This is a genomic window from Paraburkholderia sp. BL6669N2 (assembly GCF_003387275.1).
Lineage (GTDB): Bacteria > Pseudomonadota > Gammaproteobacteria > Burkholderiales > Burkholderiaceae > Paraburkholderia.
In genome coordinates this window covers 993,543-1,008,091 of record NZ_QUNA01000002.1, presented here as the reverse complement: position 1 = coordinate 1,008,091, position 14,549 = coordinate 993,543, and the positions used below count along the sequence as shown (strand labels likewise).

Annotated in this window: 12 protein-coding genes; 1 reads left to right on the top strand and 11 read right to left on the bottom strand. The window is 62.5% G+C overall.

From position 1 onward, the window contains the following. Positions 1 to 28: 28 nt before the first annotated feature. The 8 genes from B0G80_RS27065 to B0G80_RS27035 all read right to left on the bottom strand — a co-directional run bounded on the left by B0G80_RS27065 (position 29) and on the right by B0G80_RS27035 (position 9,299). The gene (locus B0G80_RS27065) at positions 29 to 961 is read right to left on the bottom strand and encodes an electron transfer flavoprotein subunit alpha/FixB family protein (RefSeq protein WP_116121072.1); all 933 of its coding nucleotides are present in this window, start codon (positions 959 to 961) and stop codon (positions 29 to 31) included. A 16-nt stretch (positions 962 to 977) separates the two neighbouring features. Further along, positions 978 to 1,727, bottom strand: coding sequence for an electron transfer flavoprotein subunit beta/FixA family protein (locus tag B0G80_RS27060; protein ID WP_116121070.1), 750 nt, complete (start codon positions 1,725 to 1,727; stop codon positions 978 to 980). A gap of 30 nt (positions 1,728 to 1,757) precedes the next feature. After that, positions 1,758 to 2,189, bottom strand: a complete 432-nt coding sequence (locus tag B0G80_RS45420) for a DUF4148 domain-containing protein (RefSeq protein ID WP_147309922.1) — start codon at positions 2,187 to 2,189, stop codon at positions 1,758 to 1,760. A 164-nt stretch (positions 2,190 to 2,353) separates the two neighbouring features. Then, positions 2,354 to 3,643 (bottom strand): acyl-CoA dehydrogenase family protein, encoded by a 1,290-nt coding sequence (locus B0G80_RS27055; RefSeq protein WP_116121069.1) that lies wholly within the window; start codon positions 3,641 to 3,643, stop codon positions 2,354 to 2,356. 43 nt (positions 3,644 to 3,686) lie between these two features. Then, a complete protein-coding gene (locus B0G80_RS27050; RefSeq protein ID WP_116121067.1) occupies positions 3,687 to 5,177 on the bottom strand; it encodes an FAD-binding oxidoreductase in 1,491 nt (496 codons plus the stop codon). 11 nt (positions 5,178 to 5,188) lie between these two features. Continuing rightward, positions 5,189 to 6,430 (bottom strand): thiolase family protein, encoded by a 1,242-nt coding sequence (locus B0G80_RS27045; protein WP_116121065.1) that lies wholly within the window; start codon positions 6,428 to 6,430, stop codon positions 5,189 to 5,191. 16 nt (positions 6,431 to 6,446) lie between these two features. Then, positions 6,447 to 8,000, bottom strand: coding sequence for a class I adenylate-forming enzyme family protein (locus B0G80_RS27040; RefSeq protein WP_116121063.1), 1,554 nt, complete (start codon positions 7,998 to 8,000; stop codon positions 6,447 to 6,449). A gap of 165 nt (positions 8,001 to 8,165) precedes the next feature. After that, positions 8,166 to 9,299, bottom strand: a complete 1,134-nt coding sequence (locus B0G80_RS27035; RefSeq protein ID WP_106285744.1) for a trans-acting enoyl reductase family protein — start codon at positions 9,297 to 9,299, stop codon at positions 8,166 to 8,168. 503 nt (positions 9,300 to 9,802) lie between these two features. On the opposite strand from B0G80_RS27035, the gene B0G80_RS27030 reads away from it, so the two are divergent. Continuing rightward, complete coding sequence (locus tag B0G80_RS27030; protein WP_116121061.1) at positions 9,803 to 11,224, top strand: TetR/AcrR family transcriptional regulator; 1,422 nt, start codon at positions 9,803 to 9,805, stop codon at positions 11,222 to 11,224. Positions 11,225 to 11,306: 82 nt separating this feature from the next. Here the strand turns inward: B0G80_RS27030 and B0G80_RS27025 are convergent, their stop codons facing one another. From B0G80_RS27025 to B0G80_RS27015, 3 genes are all read right to left on the bottom strand, one after another. Continuing rightward, the gene (locus tag B0G80_RS27025) at positions 11,307 to 11,969 is read right to left on the bottom strand and encodes a c-type cytochrome (RefSeq protein WP_408968349.1); all 663 of its coding nucleotides are present in this window, start codon (positions 11,967 to 11,969) and stop codon (positions 11,307 to 11,309) included. Between the two features lie 18 nt (positions 11,970 to 11,987). Beyond that, a complete protein-coding gene (locus B0G80_RS27020) occupies positions 11,988 to 13,490 on the bottom strand; it encodes an FAD-dependent oxidoreductase (protein ID WP_258879053.1) in 1,503 nt (500 codons plus the stop codon). Positions 13,491 to 13,557: 67 nt separating this feature from the next. Then, positions 13,558 to 14,538, bottom strand: a complete 981-nt coding sequence (locus B0G80_RS27015) for a YCF48-related protein (RefSeq protein WP_116121058.1) — start codon at positions 14,536 to 14,538, stop codon at positions 13,558 to 13,560. Positions 14,539 to 14,549: the final 11 nt, after the last annotated feature.

Below are 14,549 nucleotides of genomic sequence, written 5' to 3'. Positions count from 1 at the left end.
GTGCGGGTCACCGCTTCGGCTTGCCCGCTCAAATTGACGACGTCAGCTCCGGCACGAGCGTGAACAGATCGCCGACGAGGCCATAATCGGCCACGCTGAAGATCGGCGCTTCGGGATCCTTGTTGATCGCGACGATCACCTTCGAATCCTTCATGCCGGCCAGATGCTGGATCGCACCCGAGATGCCGACCGCGATGTACAGCTGCGGTGCGACGATCTTGCCGGTCTGGCCGACCTGGTAGTCGTTCGGCACGTAGCCGGCGTCGACCGCCGCGCGCGACGCGCCGAGTGCGGCCGACAGCTTGTCCGCCAGCGGCTCCAGCACCTTCGTGTAGTTCTCGCCGCTGCCCAGACCGCGGCCACCCGACACGATGATGTTGGCCGACGTCAGTTCCGGGCGGTCCAGCTTCGTCACTTCACGGCTCACGAACTGAGACTTGCCTGCATCTGCCGCCGCTGCGATCTTGTCGACCGACGCGCTGCCGCCTTCCGCTGCAACCGGATCGAAACCCGTTGCACGCACCGTGATGACCTTGATCGGATCGCTCGACTGCACCGTCGCGATCGCGTTGCCGGCGTAGATCGGGCGCTCGAACGTATCGGCCGAATCGACCGCCGTGATGTCCGAGACCTGCGCGACGTCCAGCTTCGCGGCGATACGCGGCGCGATGTTCTTGCCATACGCGGTGGCCGGCGCGAGGATGTGCGAATAGTCCTTCGCGATGTTCAGCGCGGTCATCTCGACGTTTTCCGCCAAGCCTGCGGCCAGTTGCGGCGCATCGGCCAGCAGCACCTTCGACACGCCTGCGATCTTCGCTGCCGCGTCGGCCGCCGCTTGCGCGTTGTGGCCCGCGACCAGCACGTGGATGTCACCGCCAATCTTCGCTGCCGCCGCCACCGTGTTCAGCGTCGCGGCCTTGATCGACGCGTTGTCGTGTTCTGCAATCACCAGAATCGTCATTTCTTTCCGCTCCCTCTTACAGCACCTTGGCTTCGGTCTTCAGCTTCTCGACCAGCGTCTTCACGTCCGGCACCTTCACGCCGGCCGCGCGCTTCGGCGGCTCGACCACCTTCAGCGTCTTCAGACGCGGCGCGACATCGACGCCGAGGTCTTCCGGCTTCACCGTTTCCAGCGGCTTCTTCTTTGCCTTCATGATGTTCGGCAGCGTCACGTAACGCGGCTCGTTCAGGCGCAGGTCGGTCGTGACCACGGCCGGCAGCGTCAGGGACAGCGTTTCCGCGCCGCCGTCCACTTCACGCGCAACCGTGGCCTTGCCATCGGCGATCGTCACCTTCGACGCGAACGTCGCTTGCGGCAGCCCCGCCAGCGCAGCCAGCATCTGGCCCGTCTGGTTCGAGTCGTCGTCGATCGCCTGCTTGCCGAGGATCACCATCTGCGGCTGTTCCTTGTCGACCAGCGCTTTCAGAATCTTCGCGACGGCCAGCGGCTCGACGCTGTCGTTCGACTCGACGAGGATCGCGCGATCCGCGCCGATCGCCAGCGCCCCCCGCAATGTCTCTTGGCACGTGCTCGCGCCACACGAAACGACAATCACCTCAGTCGCAACGCCGGCTTCCTTCAGCCGCACCGCCTCCTCGACCGCGATTTCGTCGAACGGATTGATGCTCATCTTCACGTTCGCCAAATCGACTCCCGATCCGTCAGCCTTGACGCGAACTTTCACATTCGCATCAACGACACGCTTCACCGCTACCAGCACTTTCATTTCGTCTCCTGATTCAATCCTCGACGCTGCTTACTGGCTCGCGCCAGGAAGCACTCCGTCGTCTTTCCACGCCTGCTCGAGCCGCAGATATCGCGCGCGATTCCGTGAAATCGTGTCCGCGTTCGGCGGGTAGTCGAAGCCACGCGATGCAAGCATCCCCGCCTCTCCTGCCTGCAGGATTTCCGCCTGCACTTGGGCCCGGGTTTTTCCCGAAACCGGACTGGCGCTTGCCGCCTGAGCCATGTTCACGCTTGCTTTCGCCGTCGCTGCGTCCGATTCGGCCGGATTCTCACTCGACAAAGCCACCGAATGCGGAATCGATCGGTCAGGACGAGATACTCCGCCTCCACGGGCGTGGGCAACAACAGCCACGGAAACCAACAGGACCGCCATGGAAACTTGCTTCGAAATACTAATCATATTCATCATGACCTCCTTAATGGAAACGTCACGTTGTGCCATGTTTCATAACCGGGCTCGCCGGGCAAGGCGCTGCACGATTCAAATACAGCGTCGTATTGCACCGGCCTCTCAAACAAATGCGGTCCGAAACGCTCGGCCGCTGCCCGTCGCGGAATCTGGAGATGCGCCGCCCGCTCCAACCCGGGAGCGACGGCGCGTCCCGCTTATTCCTTCGTCCAGCCGTTCTGATAGAGCCGGCTTGCGAGCACGCCAAGGCGCATTGTGAGGTGGTAGTTTTCGCCGTCTTCGATCAACGCGGACCGGACGTCGCGGAAGAGCTTCTCGATCGGATACTCGCGCGTGGTCCCGTTGCCGCCGAAGAGCTGGAATGCCTCGTGCGTGATCTTCATGGCTTCCTCTGTCACGCTGACCTTGGCCTGCGCAGTCGCGTAGGGATGGGTTTGCGGCGACATCCTCGCGAACGCGAGACTGCGACGGGCAATGGCACGTGCCATCTCCAGCCGGCGCAGCATGTCGCCCAGGCGCAGTTGCGTCATTTGGTGCTCGATGAGGAAGCCGCCGCCCTGCTTGCGTTCGTGGCAATAGGCCAGCGCCATTTCAAACGCGGCGCGAGCCACGCCGGTAAAGACCTGGCACATATGCGTTCCACCGAATGACCACGTCGAGGTCAGATTGCCGAGGTATTCATCCTTCATCGCGATGGCGAAACGCTTCGGAACCCTGACGTTGTCGAAGAAGATCTCGCCCTGCGGCAGCGCGCGCTGGCCGATCTTGTCCAGCGGCTTGCCTCGCGAGATGCCTGGCAAATCGAGCGGAATGATCATGCCAATACCGTTCGTCTGGGCAGCGTTCTCACCGGTACCGTAGAAACCATCCCCATAGTCCGCTGCCATGTAGGCGAGCGCGACCTGTGCCACCGATCCGTTCGACACCCACGACGAGTACTGCCCGTTGATGATGATCTCGTCTGCACCGACCTTGGCGTAGACGTTCCCGACCGGCTGCTTGCCATGCGCGCTGATCTCTTCGCGGTAGAGAATCGCCCCGTCAGAACCGCGATCGGGCTGCGTATTCGCCCAGCAGCCGATCTTGCCGGTACACATGTCGATCAGTTCCTGATTGCCGACCGATTGAGCCATCATCAACGGCATGCCCGCAACACCGAGCGAAACCGCCAGACCGGAATCGCCCCAGCCGAGCTCTTCGCCGATAATCGACTCGATCCGAACACCCATCTCTGGCGGGAATTGCGCAATCAGTTGCGGGTCGAGCCCGAGCTTTGCGCTCTCGATCATGGCCGTCCAGTATGGCGACCCGGGGGCAATCACATCTTCCGGCGTCATGCGGTCGAGCTCCCGGCCAATCGGACGAAGCACGTCGCGCGCAAAGCGGTGGACGCTGCTCTGGATCGCACTTTCCTCTTCACTCAGCGGCGTCTCGAAACCGGTCAGCCCGGCCGCTGGCAACTCCACGTTTTTCTTCAGGCGAATCATGTTGTGCTCCTCCTTTCCTTTTGCAGTTAAAAAGCGCTTGCCTTTATGCCTTGGCGCCTCTCACCTTACTGTTTACCCAGTCGTCCATAATGGCCGCGCCAGCCAGCGCCCCTTTCATGGCACACCATCGAAATGGTTCGGGAAGCGTCGAGGGCGACTCGTGGCGCACCGCCGTGAGCAGCGGCGGCTCGGTACCGAGAATCCGTTGGGCAATCATGTGGCCGACCATGGATTGGGCCGCCACACCATGCCCCGAACACCCGGCGGAGTAGTAAATGTTCTGGTTCGCTCCGGTCGTGCCAACCACCGGGAGCGCGTCGTTGGCGAAGCTGATATAGCCGCTCCAACACGCCCGCATCGCAACGTCTCTCAAGGTCGGGAAACGGTCGCGCATGGCGATCCTCAGCTCACGGTACTGATCGTAGTCAGGTACATTCGGCGTCTTCGATCCGTACGGATAGTTCAGTCGCTTGGTGGTCACCAGCAGCGTGTTTTGCGCTGTCACCCGATGGCTTTCCATGACCCAATGTGCAGTCATGATGCCTTCGCGTCGCGCCCAGCCCAACGATTTCAGTTGTGCCGCGGAAAGCGGTTCGGTCTCCATGGCTGATACCCGCAAGGGCACCACCTTGTCCGCAAGCAGGCCGAGCTGCGGGGTATAAGCGTTCGTGGCGAGCATCAGCACTGGAGCACTTGCGCTACCGTGTGGCGTTTTCACCTGAATCAGGGGCCCTTCCGTATAGGACAGCAGCGGCGTGTTCTCGTAGAGCTTCACACCCGCCCGAAGTGCTGCGCGCCGCAAACCCATCACGTACTTGCCCGGGTGGAGCGTGCCGCCGCGCGGTGTGTACTCGCCAAACAGGAACGCCGGGGGAATGCCCCGTGCCCGCATCTGAGCCTCGTCCAGAAACGCTGACTGGACACCAAACTCCGCGCTCGCCTGTACGCCCTCGCGTACTTTTTTTTCCTGTGACCAATCAATGCCCGCGCGAATCAACCCGGACGGGTTGTAGTCGCAGTCGATGCCGTGCTCCTTGAGCTTGCCTTCAACGAAGGGGACGGCGTCTTCGTAGTAGCGGACAATCTCCTGCGCGCGTTCTTTGCCGACATCCTTGAGGAACAGATCGTATTCAAGCGCAATAGCACCGCCCAGGTAGCCGGCATTGCGCCCGCTTGCGCCAAAGCCTGCAAACTCACGCTCGAGGACAATCACTTTCGCACCCTGCCTGGCAAGTTCCAGTGCAGCGGAAAGGCCTGCGAAGCCAGCACCCACGACGATCACATCCGCGCTGACATCGCCCTCAAGCGCGGATTGCATGTCATCGGGCTTCTCGACCCATCCGCCCAGCGCCCGATATTTTTCAAGGTCGGCCACTTCTTTGGCGTCGTCCCGCGGCGCCGTGAGCGCACTCTGCATGGCTGCGGCGGCCGGCACGACAACGGCAGTCGCTACTGCACCTTTTACGAAAGTACGCCTCGTCAGTCCGGATTGACCGGCCTGCCCGGCCTGCCTGGTATCGAGCCCCTTGGTCATCTCAAACTCCGTCAATCTTTACTCAAAATATGAACGGCAAGCGCTGCTTCTTCGATTCCCTGGAAGCCTCCCCCGTTTTCCTGAATCGCATGCCGCGCGCCGAGCACCTGGCGTGCACCGGCCTCCCCACGCAATTGCGTGACCAGTTCATAGAGTTGACCGATGCCGGTCGCGCCGATCGGATGGCCCTTCGATTCGAGACCACCGGACGTATTGATGGGCATACGTCCGCCGATCGTGAAATCGCCTCGTTCGGCAGCGGGGCCACCTTGACCGAGCGCGACCAACCCGAGGTTTTCGGCCTGGATGATTTCGCCCATGGCCGAGGCATCGTGGACCTCGGCTACATCCATGTCCTCGGGACCCAGTCCGGCCTGCTCGTATGCCTGTAGCGCCGCCAAGCGACCGATGTGTTTTTCCGGCTCTTCGATGCGCCGATGCGTGAAGCTGCGGATCACACTTGCCGCGATCCGGATGCAACGCTTGCGATCGGCACCGATGCGGCGCAGGCCCTCTTCCGTGCAGAGGATGGCCGCGGCAGCCCCGTCCGTTACCGGCGCGCACATCGGCAGTGTGATCGGATAGGTGATCGGCGGCGCCGCGAGTACCTCGTCGATCGTGAACGGCTTGCGGAATTGCGAAAGCGGGTTGTGCACCGAGTGTCCGTGGTTCTTTGCCGAGACCGCAGCGATCTGACGCTGCGTCGTGCCGTAGGTCTTCATGTGATAGCGGCACATCGCCGCGTAGACCGACATGAAGCGGCTGTAGGGCCGGTCGGATTCCGAGCCGGGTGGCGGCTCAACGCCCTCGCCCATCCTCATCAGGTGAGCAAAGTTTTCCTCGACACGCGACACGTCCCACCCGCCCTCGAACAGCGCGAAGGATTTCGCCTTGTCCGGCACGTTCATCTTTTCCGCGCCGATGGCCAATGCCACATCGCATACGCCCGCTCTCAGGCTTTGCGCAGCCAGGTGCACGGCGGTGCTGCCGGACGCACACGCGTTCTCGACGTTGAAAACCGGAATGCCTTCCAGACCGATCTTGCTGAACACAACCTGTCCTGGAATCGACAGTTGACCTTGCAACGGACCATTGGTAATGCCGCCATAGTAGGCCACACCGATCGCATCGGCGTTGCAGCCTGCGTCCTGCAGCGCACCGCGCAGCGCGTCGCCAGCGAGGTCGTCGATTGTGCGTTCGAGGTGACGGCCAAACACCGTCATGGCGATGCCGGCAATGTAGATGTTGCTCATTCGTCTATCGCTCGTCTCAGATTTTGCGTTGCTGACCTTGCCAGTACTGCTCGCGCAAGTCTTTCTTCAACACCTTGCCGATCGTGCTGCGCGGCAGTGCGCCGACAAAGTCCACGCTCTTCGGCGCCTTGACCGAACCGAGCTTCTCCTTGCACAAGGCAACGAGTTCCTCGGCGCTTACTGTCTGGCCCACGTTGAGCTCCACGATCGCCTTCACCGCCTCGCCCCACTTGTCGTCAGGCACACCGATCACTGCGCAATCCTGCACCGCCGGATGCGCCCAGATCACCTGCTCGATCTCGCTCGGGTACACGTTGAAGCCGCCGCTGATGATCATGTCCTTCTTGCGGTCGGTGATGTGCAGGTAGCCTTCGGCGTCGAGGTGGCCAATGTCGCCAGTGTGCAGCCAGCCGCCGACGATGGTCTCGGCGGTCTTGTCCGGTGCCTTGTAATAGCCCTTCATGATGAGGTCACCACGCACGCAGATTTCGCCGGTCTCGCCTTGCGGCAGCGCTTCGTCCTGGTCGTTCATGATCTCGACGCGGATCAGCGGGTTCGGTCGGCCAACCGACGAGAGCCGTTCATCAGACGCGATCTCGCCGTCGACGAAATGCTCGGCGGGCGCCATGTTAGAGATCGATGCCGCGGCCTCGGTCTGCCCGTAACCACCGGCCATCACCGGACCGAATACTTCGATGGCGCGCTTGAGCTTCTCCACCGACATCGGTGCGGCGCCGTACAGGAAATACTTGAGCGACGAGAAATCCTGCTGCTCGATGCCGGGGATGTCGAGCAGGCGATAGATAACCGTGGGAGGCAAGAAGAACTCGGTGACGCGATGCTTTGCAATGGCGGCGAGCAGCAGCGCGGGATCCGGCTTCGGGAGTACGACCACCGTGCCTCCGCGTGCGGTACACGGCAGCGACATCATCCCCGCGGTATGCGTCATGGGCGCAGCGGCAAGATTCACCGGGCGCTGCGTTCCATATGGGAACGCGATCATGAATTGCGCGAAGTACGTCTGGAACGCGCGGTGCGTGTTCATGACGCCCTTCGGGGCACCCGTGGTACCGCCCGTTGCCGACAACGTGACGATATCGTCCATGTCGTACTCGACGCGCGGCATGGTGGTCAGGTGACCGTCGCTCCAGGTGGCGAGCGACGGTGCCCACGGAAGTTCAGCGTCAACGCACACCCATAGCTTGACTTTCGGCAGGCTGGACCGCAGTTCTTCCAGAATCGGTGCACATGCCTGAGTGAAGAACAGCGCTTCACAGTCGAAAGCGTCCAGCACGTATTGGTTTTCGGCCGCCGCGTTGCGCCCGTTGACGGGGATGTACACCATGCCGGCGCGCCACATGCCGAGCGCGCAGCCCCACCCCATTACGTCGTTGTCCGCCCACACCGCTGCCTTGGCTTCCTTTTCGAACCCGGCAGCCAGCAGCCCGTTGGCGATGCGACACGAAAGCTCGCCGATTTCCTGGAACGAAAAGCTGCGCTCGCCCTGGATATAAGCGACGCCGTGGGGGTTGATGCGCCACCCGCGGTCGAAAAAATCAATGATTGCCATTTTCGTATTCCTCTGGAGCCGTACCGGGTCGATGACGGAACGACTCCTGCCTGCCGCATACGGGTCGAAATTGATGTTCAGTGCCGCCCCGAGACAGCATCCGGGGCGTGCTTCGTGTGTCCTGCTACGGCCTGACGTTCAAGTCACAGCCGCATGACGACTTAACTACAGCTGCGAGATCGTGGCGCGCGCCAAGCCGCGCTGCTCAAGGAAGCCGAGCAGGTAGCGATGCCCGAACGCCTGCGAGCCGGACGCGAACCCGACCTTGGCGGTATCGCCGTCGATCAGCTTGATCGCGCCGGCGGCCTGGATAGCACCCGTCGAGATATACGGCGTGATCCCGTGCACCGTCGCGCGCACCGCAGCGAGCTGACCCCGGCCAATTGCAAAGTCAACGGTACGGTGAGACGACGTGCGCTCGCGCGGCGGCATGATCGGCGTAGTCGAATCGACGAGCTTAGCCAGCACCGCGTCCTGCTGCTCGCGCGGCAGGTGCGCGTACTCGGCATCCCACTTTTGGCCGAGCTCATGGACCATTCGCATCGCGTTGTTGTCGTAGAAGCCGACGCTCGAGATGCAACTGCGCACGCGCGAATCGTGCTGGAAGTACACCGGCAGCGAAGTGCCTCCCCACGGCAGAGCGAATACCGGTTGCAGGAAATCGGGGGAGGCGACGGAAAACGAAGCGTGCTTCTCGTGCGGCACCAGCTCCTTTTCCCACAGATAGCAGGATTCCTGGCGATAGCTTTCGAAGATGGTGGCGGCGGAGCCCACGCTCACGCCGGCACCAGCGCCACGCAGTCCGCGCGCCAGGGTCGCTGTCTCCAGCGCATCGACACCCGGCGTCTCGAGCGCGAGTTCGGCCGCAATTTCAGCGAACGTGTACATGTACGCGTTCGACGGCGACGCCAGCAAACCGGCCTGACGGAACTGCTCGCCAAACTGATCGCGCACCTGGCGGATGAAGTGCTGCTCGCCGGTGGTATCAAGGTAATGACACCCTGCCTTGAGTGCCGCCTCCACCGCAACCAGCCCAAAATTGAAGAACGGACCAACGGTGTTGCACACAACCTTTGCGCCGCTGAATGCCTTCGCGAGCGAATCCACGTTGTGTTCCACTTCGAGGATTTCGTATTTGGCCGACTCGAGGCGCACGACACGCTGCGCCATCATCTCCTTCGCCCGGCCTGCGTTGCGCGCGACCGCGGTGAACGGGATGTTCTGATCGATCAGCCAGTCCATGATCAACATGCCGGTGTAACCGCTTGCGCCATAGACGACGACGGGGTGCTTTGCCATGGTTGTCTCCTGATATCTCTGTTGTTGAAAATCGGGTTAATCAAAATCGATGCGGAAAGCTGCCTTGGCCGTCAGTCGGTCGAAGCCGGTGCGGCATGTCTGCTCGATCTCAAGATCGAGCGATGCGTCCCATTCTGCCTCCGCCACCACATCTCGACGTTTTGATGGCCTACAAACTGCATTTAATTGGCCCAATATTAACGTTGATGCGGCCTACAAGCAAGGTGATCGCGATAGGGAAAACACCGACCAAACCCGGCACAAACGATGTCGCATCGCGGCAATTTCGCGTGTTGCGGGAGACGGGTGGCGCGGCTGCCGAAGCGTCCGGTACGTGGCTGGTGTGGGCGGAGTGGCGCGCAGGAAGTCCGGCTGTGTTCGACGGCTGTACTCAGGTAGCCACTATGGACACGCCCAGGCATGGAAAATCGGCGCGGCGTTCCCCCCTTCCGTCGTATCGGCCTATAATTTGGACTGTCTTTTAACGTGATGGGAGAGCCAAAGTGCAAAATGGCGCGGTCAAGCAAAACAACCCTGACCATTCCGAAGAAACCAGGCAGCCGTCAACGCGACGAAATCGGGAACTGCGTATCCGGGAGATCCTTGGTACAGCGCGCCAGGTATTTCAGGAGGATGGCTATGCCGGATTCGCGACACGCCGCGTGGCGGATCGCATGGGCATCACACACGGAAATCTCCAGTACTACTTTCGAACGAAAGATGAATTGCTGAGCACGGCGCTCCGGGCATACATGAGCCAGGTCATGGCGGACTACACAGCGATCGCGAGTCGTCCGGGCACCGGTGCAGCGCAACGTTGCTCTGCGCTGATCAACCATATTTTCCAGACCATCAACGAGACCGACCTGCCGAAGTTCATGGTGGAACTCATGGCGTTCGCCTCACGTGAAGCCTATGCCACTGAACTGCTGCACGAGGTTCAGGTGCGGTTTCGAGGGATCCTTGCGAAGTTATTGTCAGAACTCCATCCGACGCTGACCGGCGAAGAGTGCCTGGTGCGTGCGGCTGTGATCGTCGCGCAGATCGACGGCATGACTATATTCGCCTCCCACGGCGATTACCTCGGAAAGGACTATATCGAGTTCGTTCGTGTGACGAAGCGCACCATCAAAATGGTCGTGAGCGCGCCTACAGAGATGCTGGAAAGCGAAGCGCTCGTTCGTGCCGCTCACGGCAGTGGCGATACCCAGGGCAGCATATTTGGAGAGGGTGGGCGGTTCCCGCCAGAGTTGCTGGATCTGCGGGCGCAGCACTCGGCTCAGGACGCCTTCCATTACCGACCGACGGCGCAGGGAAAGCGTAGAGAAACCAAGATCAACGAGATCATCTCTACCGCCGGCAACCTGCTAGCGGCAGAAGGCTATGCGAGCTTCTCGTTGGCGCGGGTGGCGAGAGAGCTTGGCATCCTGCCGTCCGCGCTCCAAAACTATTTCCCGACCCACGATGACCTGCTCCGCTCGACAATTGGCGCGCTGACGCAGGCTTATCTGGACCACTACGCGGATGTCGGCAAGCCGAGTGGCAAACCGGCTCTAGAACGTCTGTGCGATATCGCCGCGTCCGTCGCTGCGGAAGCTGCAGATCCTGCGGTGTTTCGACTCTGGGCAGAGATGTTTGCACTAGCCCAGCATTCGGACATCACGCGTGAAATCGTGGGAGGCGTCTATGCCGCCTACCGGGTAAGCTACGCTGATCTCATCCGTGAGATTGATTCGTCGGCGACCGCGCGCGAATGCCTCGCCCGCGCGACACTTATCGCAGCACTGATGGATGGTGCATCGCTGCTGAGGTTTGGCTCGCAAGCGCAAGGTGTGAACATGAACCGCGTAGTGGATCTGATGATAGCGATCACGCCTCGCATCGCACGCGGACACCTTGCCACAAGCGACACGGCATCCGATTGATGACGGAACGCCCCATCCAGGTGGCATGCCTGCGGCGCCCTCGCAGTGCGCAGGCGTGAACATCTCAGGGCCTCCCGGCAAATCAGCGAGCAGCGATGCCCTCCCGGACCGGCGACACTCCGGCCAGGTAGTGGGCAACTGCGGAAATGTCTTCGCTCGACAGTGTTGCAGCGATGCCGTTCATGGCGGCGGTCGGGTCCTTGCGTGCGCCCGCCTTGAACTCCGCTAGCTGCTTCGCGAGATAGTCTCGCCCCTGTCCTGCCAAACGTGCCGCCGAGTCCTTGCCCATCAGGTTCGCGCCGTGGCACGCCTGGCAACTTCGGGCTTGGACCAACGCCAGCCCGCGCTTTTCGAGCTTTGCATCGGCCGGGACATCTTCGTTTCGCGCTGGCGTCTGCTGCGCGAAATAGGTTGCGAATGCGTCGATCTGCGCATCGGTGAGGCCCTTCGCGAGCGGCCCCATGTACGGGTTGGGCCGCTGGTCATTGGCAAACGCGTGCAACTGGGCTGCGATATAGGCCTTGGGCTGGCCCGACAGCGCCGGGTACCAGGCGTTGAGCGACCGGCCCCGTGGGCCGTGACAGACGAAGCAAGTCTCCTGCGGCTGCGGCCACGGGCCGGCGTTGGCCTTGCTGGCCTCGCCGATCTGGGACATGGCCTTTTCATAGCGCATGCCATCCGTCAAATCGCGTCCGTAGAGCACGCCCGCGCCGACCGCTGCCGCAACTGCCACGATGGTGACCATGAATAAGGTCCGCTGCATTTACGCCACCTCGCCTTGATGGGCCAGAGCCGCCAGTGCTTGCAACGCGGCCCGGTGGCCGGAGCGCACCGCACCGTCCATCGCGCCGGCCCAGATGTCGGCCGTCTCGGTACCCGACCATATCAGCTTGCCGATCGACGGATGAAGGAACTTCCCCCACGTCGTCAGGAAGCGGGGCGGCAAAGGATGAATGCATTGCAGCGTCCACGGATCGACTTTGCCCCAGTCCAGGTCGTGGAACTGCTTCGGCTGCAGCGCCTTGCCTCCGAATGCCTTGGCGTAAATCGCCGACAGCATCTGCTCGGCCGCCTTGGCATGACTTGGCAGCGAAGCCGGCGACACGAATGCGCTGATGATGCCAACCGACAGGTCGGGAGGCGAGTTGTCATAGGCCATGGAAACGGGACCACCGACCTGGAAGATCTGGCCGTTCAGGCCGTCGTCCCGCCAGAACGGCCTCTCATAGACGTGCACCGTCTTGCGCATCGGCGCGTTCGCCGGCCAGCGCCGCTGCAATTGCGTGCGCCCTTCGGGCAACGGGGGATCGTAGACGACCTGGTTGCACAGCGCCGGATTCATCGCAACGATCACACGGCGCGCGCGCACCACACCCTGGTCGGTGTAGACCTCGACAACGTCACGATTCCAGCCGGCAATCTTGCGTACCGGGCTGGCCAGTCGGACCTTGTCGCCCAGGCCCTTCGCCATCTTGATGCTGAGGATCTGTGAGCCGCCGACGAAGCGCGTTTCCTGCGCGCCGCCCTTGGTCGATTCGAGCTGGTCCAGGCTGTTGCTCGCGCTGTTGATCATCGACAGATAGAACAGCAGCCCGAGCTGTGCGGGGGCACCGCCCGTCGTCAGCTTCGCGGCCAGGCCCATGAAGTATCCGTCCTCATACTTCAAGCCTTGTTTCAACAGCCAGTCACCGTATGTCAGCTTGTCGAGCTCGGCCGCATCCTTCGCTTCCCACGGTGCATCGGAAGGCACGCCGCGCGCGAGTTCTCCGAGCTTCGCGCCGATCGCATCGTCGGTGCCGATGCCGCCGTGAAAATCCTGCGCCACCCTGACATCACCAGCCAGCACCGTGGTCTTGCCCGCGTAGAAGGTCGGGAAGGTATCGACTTCAAGCTCGCGTGCCAGATCGGCAATGGCCGTCTGGCCGGGGCCGATCCACTGACCGCCGGCTTCCGACACCACACCGTTTCCAAGGTCATGGTTGTACGTGCGTCCGCCAACGCGGTTGCGCGCCTCCAACACGACGAACGACTCGCACCCGGCGCGCTTCAAGTCACGCGCGACCGTCAGCCCCGCCAGCCCGGCACCGATGATGGCGACGTCCAGGATGCTTTGATCCGCCGGTGCCGCGACAGCACCTTCAGCCATCGATACCTTACCAGCCACCAGCGATGCGGCGCCCACAGCCGCCATACGCAGGAGTTGGCGCCGGGTCGGTACATCCGGTTGGTTTTCCGGCATTGCACTCGATGCCATGTCGTCCTTCATTTTCTTTTTCACTCTTCAGGTATGGCTAAGGGTGCCTGATGCGTCTGGACCAGAATCAAAAGTCTGCTCAAAGCCCAGTCAGTACACCATCCTGCGAAAACAACATCGGTTTCCCGCGCGCGTCGATCAGCGCGGCGGTGAGCGTCGCGCGATCCGCGCGCTGCGCGACATCGACCGGGCCGCCCGCGACGCGCTGCGTGAACGTCAGCCCGTCGAGCCCGACGCCGACCAGCCCGCCGCCGGTCGCGACCAGATCGGTGATCGAGCTGTGCGCGCCGGTATTCAGCGCGGCCCACGTCGTGCCGCCGTCGCGACTCTCGAACAGGCTGCCGAGCAGGCCGCCGACCACGATCCGGCCATCCGGCATTGCAACGCCCGACCACAACGTGCCCTTGCCGCCGGTCGGCAGATAGGCCCAGTTCGCGCCGGCATCGGCCGACTTGAGCACCATCCCTTGCTCGGACACGATGTAGAGCGCGTGTGCGGAGTCCGCAAACACATGATAGAGATTGCGGTCGGCCTTGCCGCCGCCGGGCGGCTTCGGCAACGTCGTGCGTGCCCACGTCTTGCCGCCGTCGTGCGTCTGCAGCATCAGCGACCACAGGCCGACGGCAATGCCGTCCTGCGCGCTGGTGAACAGCACCGAGAACAGCGGCTGGTCGACCGACGTATCGAGCCGCTGCGCGGCCCACGTGTCGCCGCCGTCGTCGGTCGCGAGAATCGCCCCCCACTGGCCGACGGCCCAGCCGTGCTTCGCATCCGCGAACGACACGGCCGACAGCGTCGCCGACACCGGCACGCGTCGTGCCTGCCGCCAGGTCTTGCCGTCGTCGTCGGACAGCAGCACGATGCCGTGCTCGCCGACCGCGACGATCCGCGACCCGGCGCGTGTCGCGCCCATCAGCATCATGTGGGTCGGCGCCGCCCACACGTGCGCCGGCTTCGCCGACCAGGCTGCGATCGTTCCGTCGGCTTGGGCCAAAGCCGACGGGGCTGCGTATACCGTCGCCGCGGCAAGCACGATTCCGGCTACAAGAGTCTTGATCATGGCTATGTCTC

Excerpts from the sequence above, each read along its gene's own strand:
- B0G80_RS27060 (WP_116121070.1), bottom strand. The coding sequence starts at position 1,727 with ATGAAAGTGCTGGTAGCGGTGAAGCGTGTCGTTGATGCGAATGTGAAA.
- B0G80_RS27055 (WP_116121069.1), bottom strand. The coding sequence starts at position 3,643 with ATGATTCGCCTGAAGAAAAACGTGGAGTTGCCAGCGGCCGGGCTGACC.
- B0G80_RS27040 (WP_116121063.1), bottom strand. The coding sequence starts at position 8,000 with ATGGCAATCATTGATTTTTTCGACCGCGGGTGGCGCATCAACCCCCAC.
- B0G80_RS45420 (WP_147309922.1), bottom strand. The coding sequence starts at position 2,189 with ATGGCACAACGTGACGTTTCCATTAAGGAGGTCATGATGAATATGATT.
- B0G80_RS27015 (WP_116121058.1), bottom strand. The coding sequence starts at position 14,538 with ATGATCAAGACTCTTGTAGCCGGAATCGTGCTTGCCGCGGCGACGGTA.
- B0G80_RS27020 (WP_258879053.1), bottom strand. The coding sequence starts at position 13,490 with ATGAAGGACGACATGGCATCGAGTGCAATGCCGGAAAACCAACCGGAT.
- B0G80_RS27045 (WP_116121065.1), bottom strand. The coding sequence starts at position 6,430 with ATGAGCAACATCTACATTGCCGGCATCGCCATGACGGTGTTTGGCCGT.
- B0G80_RS27050 (WP_116121067.1), bottom strand. The coding sequence starts at position 5,177 with ATGACCAAGGGGCTCGATACCAGGCAGGCCGGGCAGGCCGGTCAATCC.
- B0G80_RS27035 (WP_106285744.1), bottom strand. The coding sequence starts at position 9,299 with ATGGCAAAGCACCCCGTCGTCGTCTATGGCGCAAGCGGTTACACCGGC.
- B0G80_RS27065 (WP_116121072.1), bottom strand. The coding sequence starts at position 961 with ATGACGATTCTGGTGATTGCAGAACACGACAACGCGTCGATCAAGGCC.
- B0G80_RS27025 (WP_408968349.1), bottom strand. The coding sequence starts at position 11,969 with ATGGTCACCATCGTGGCAGTTGCGGCAGCGGTCGGCGCGGGCGTGCTC.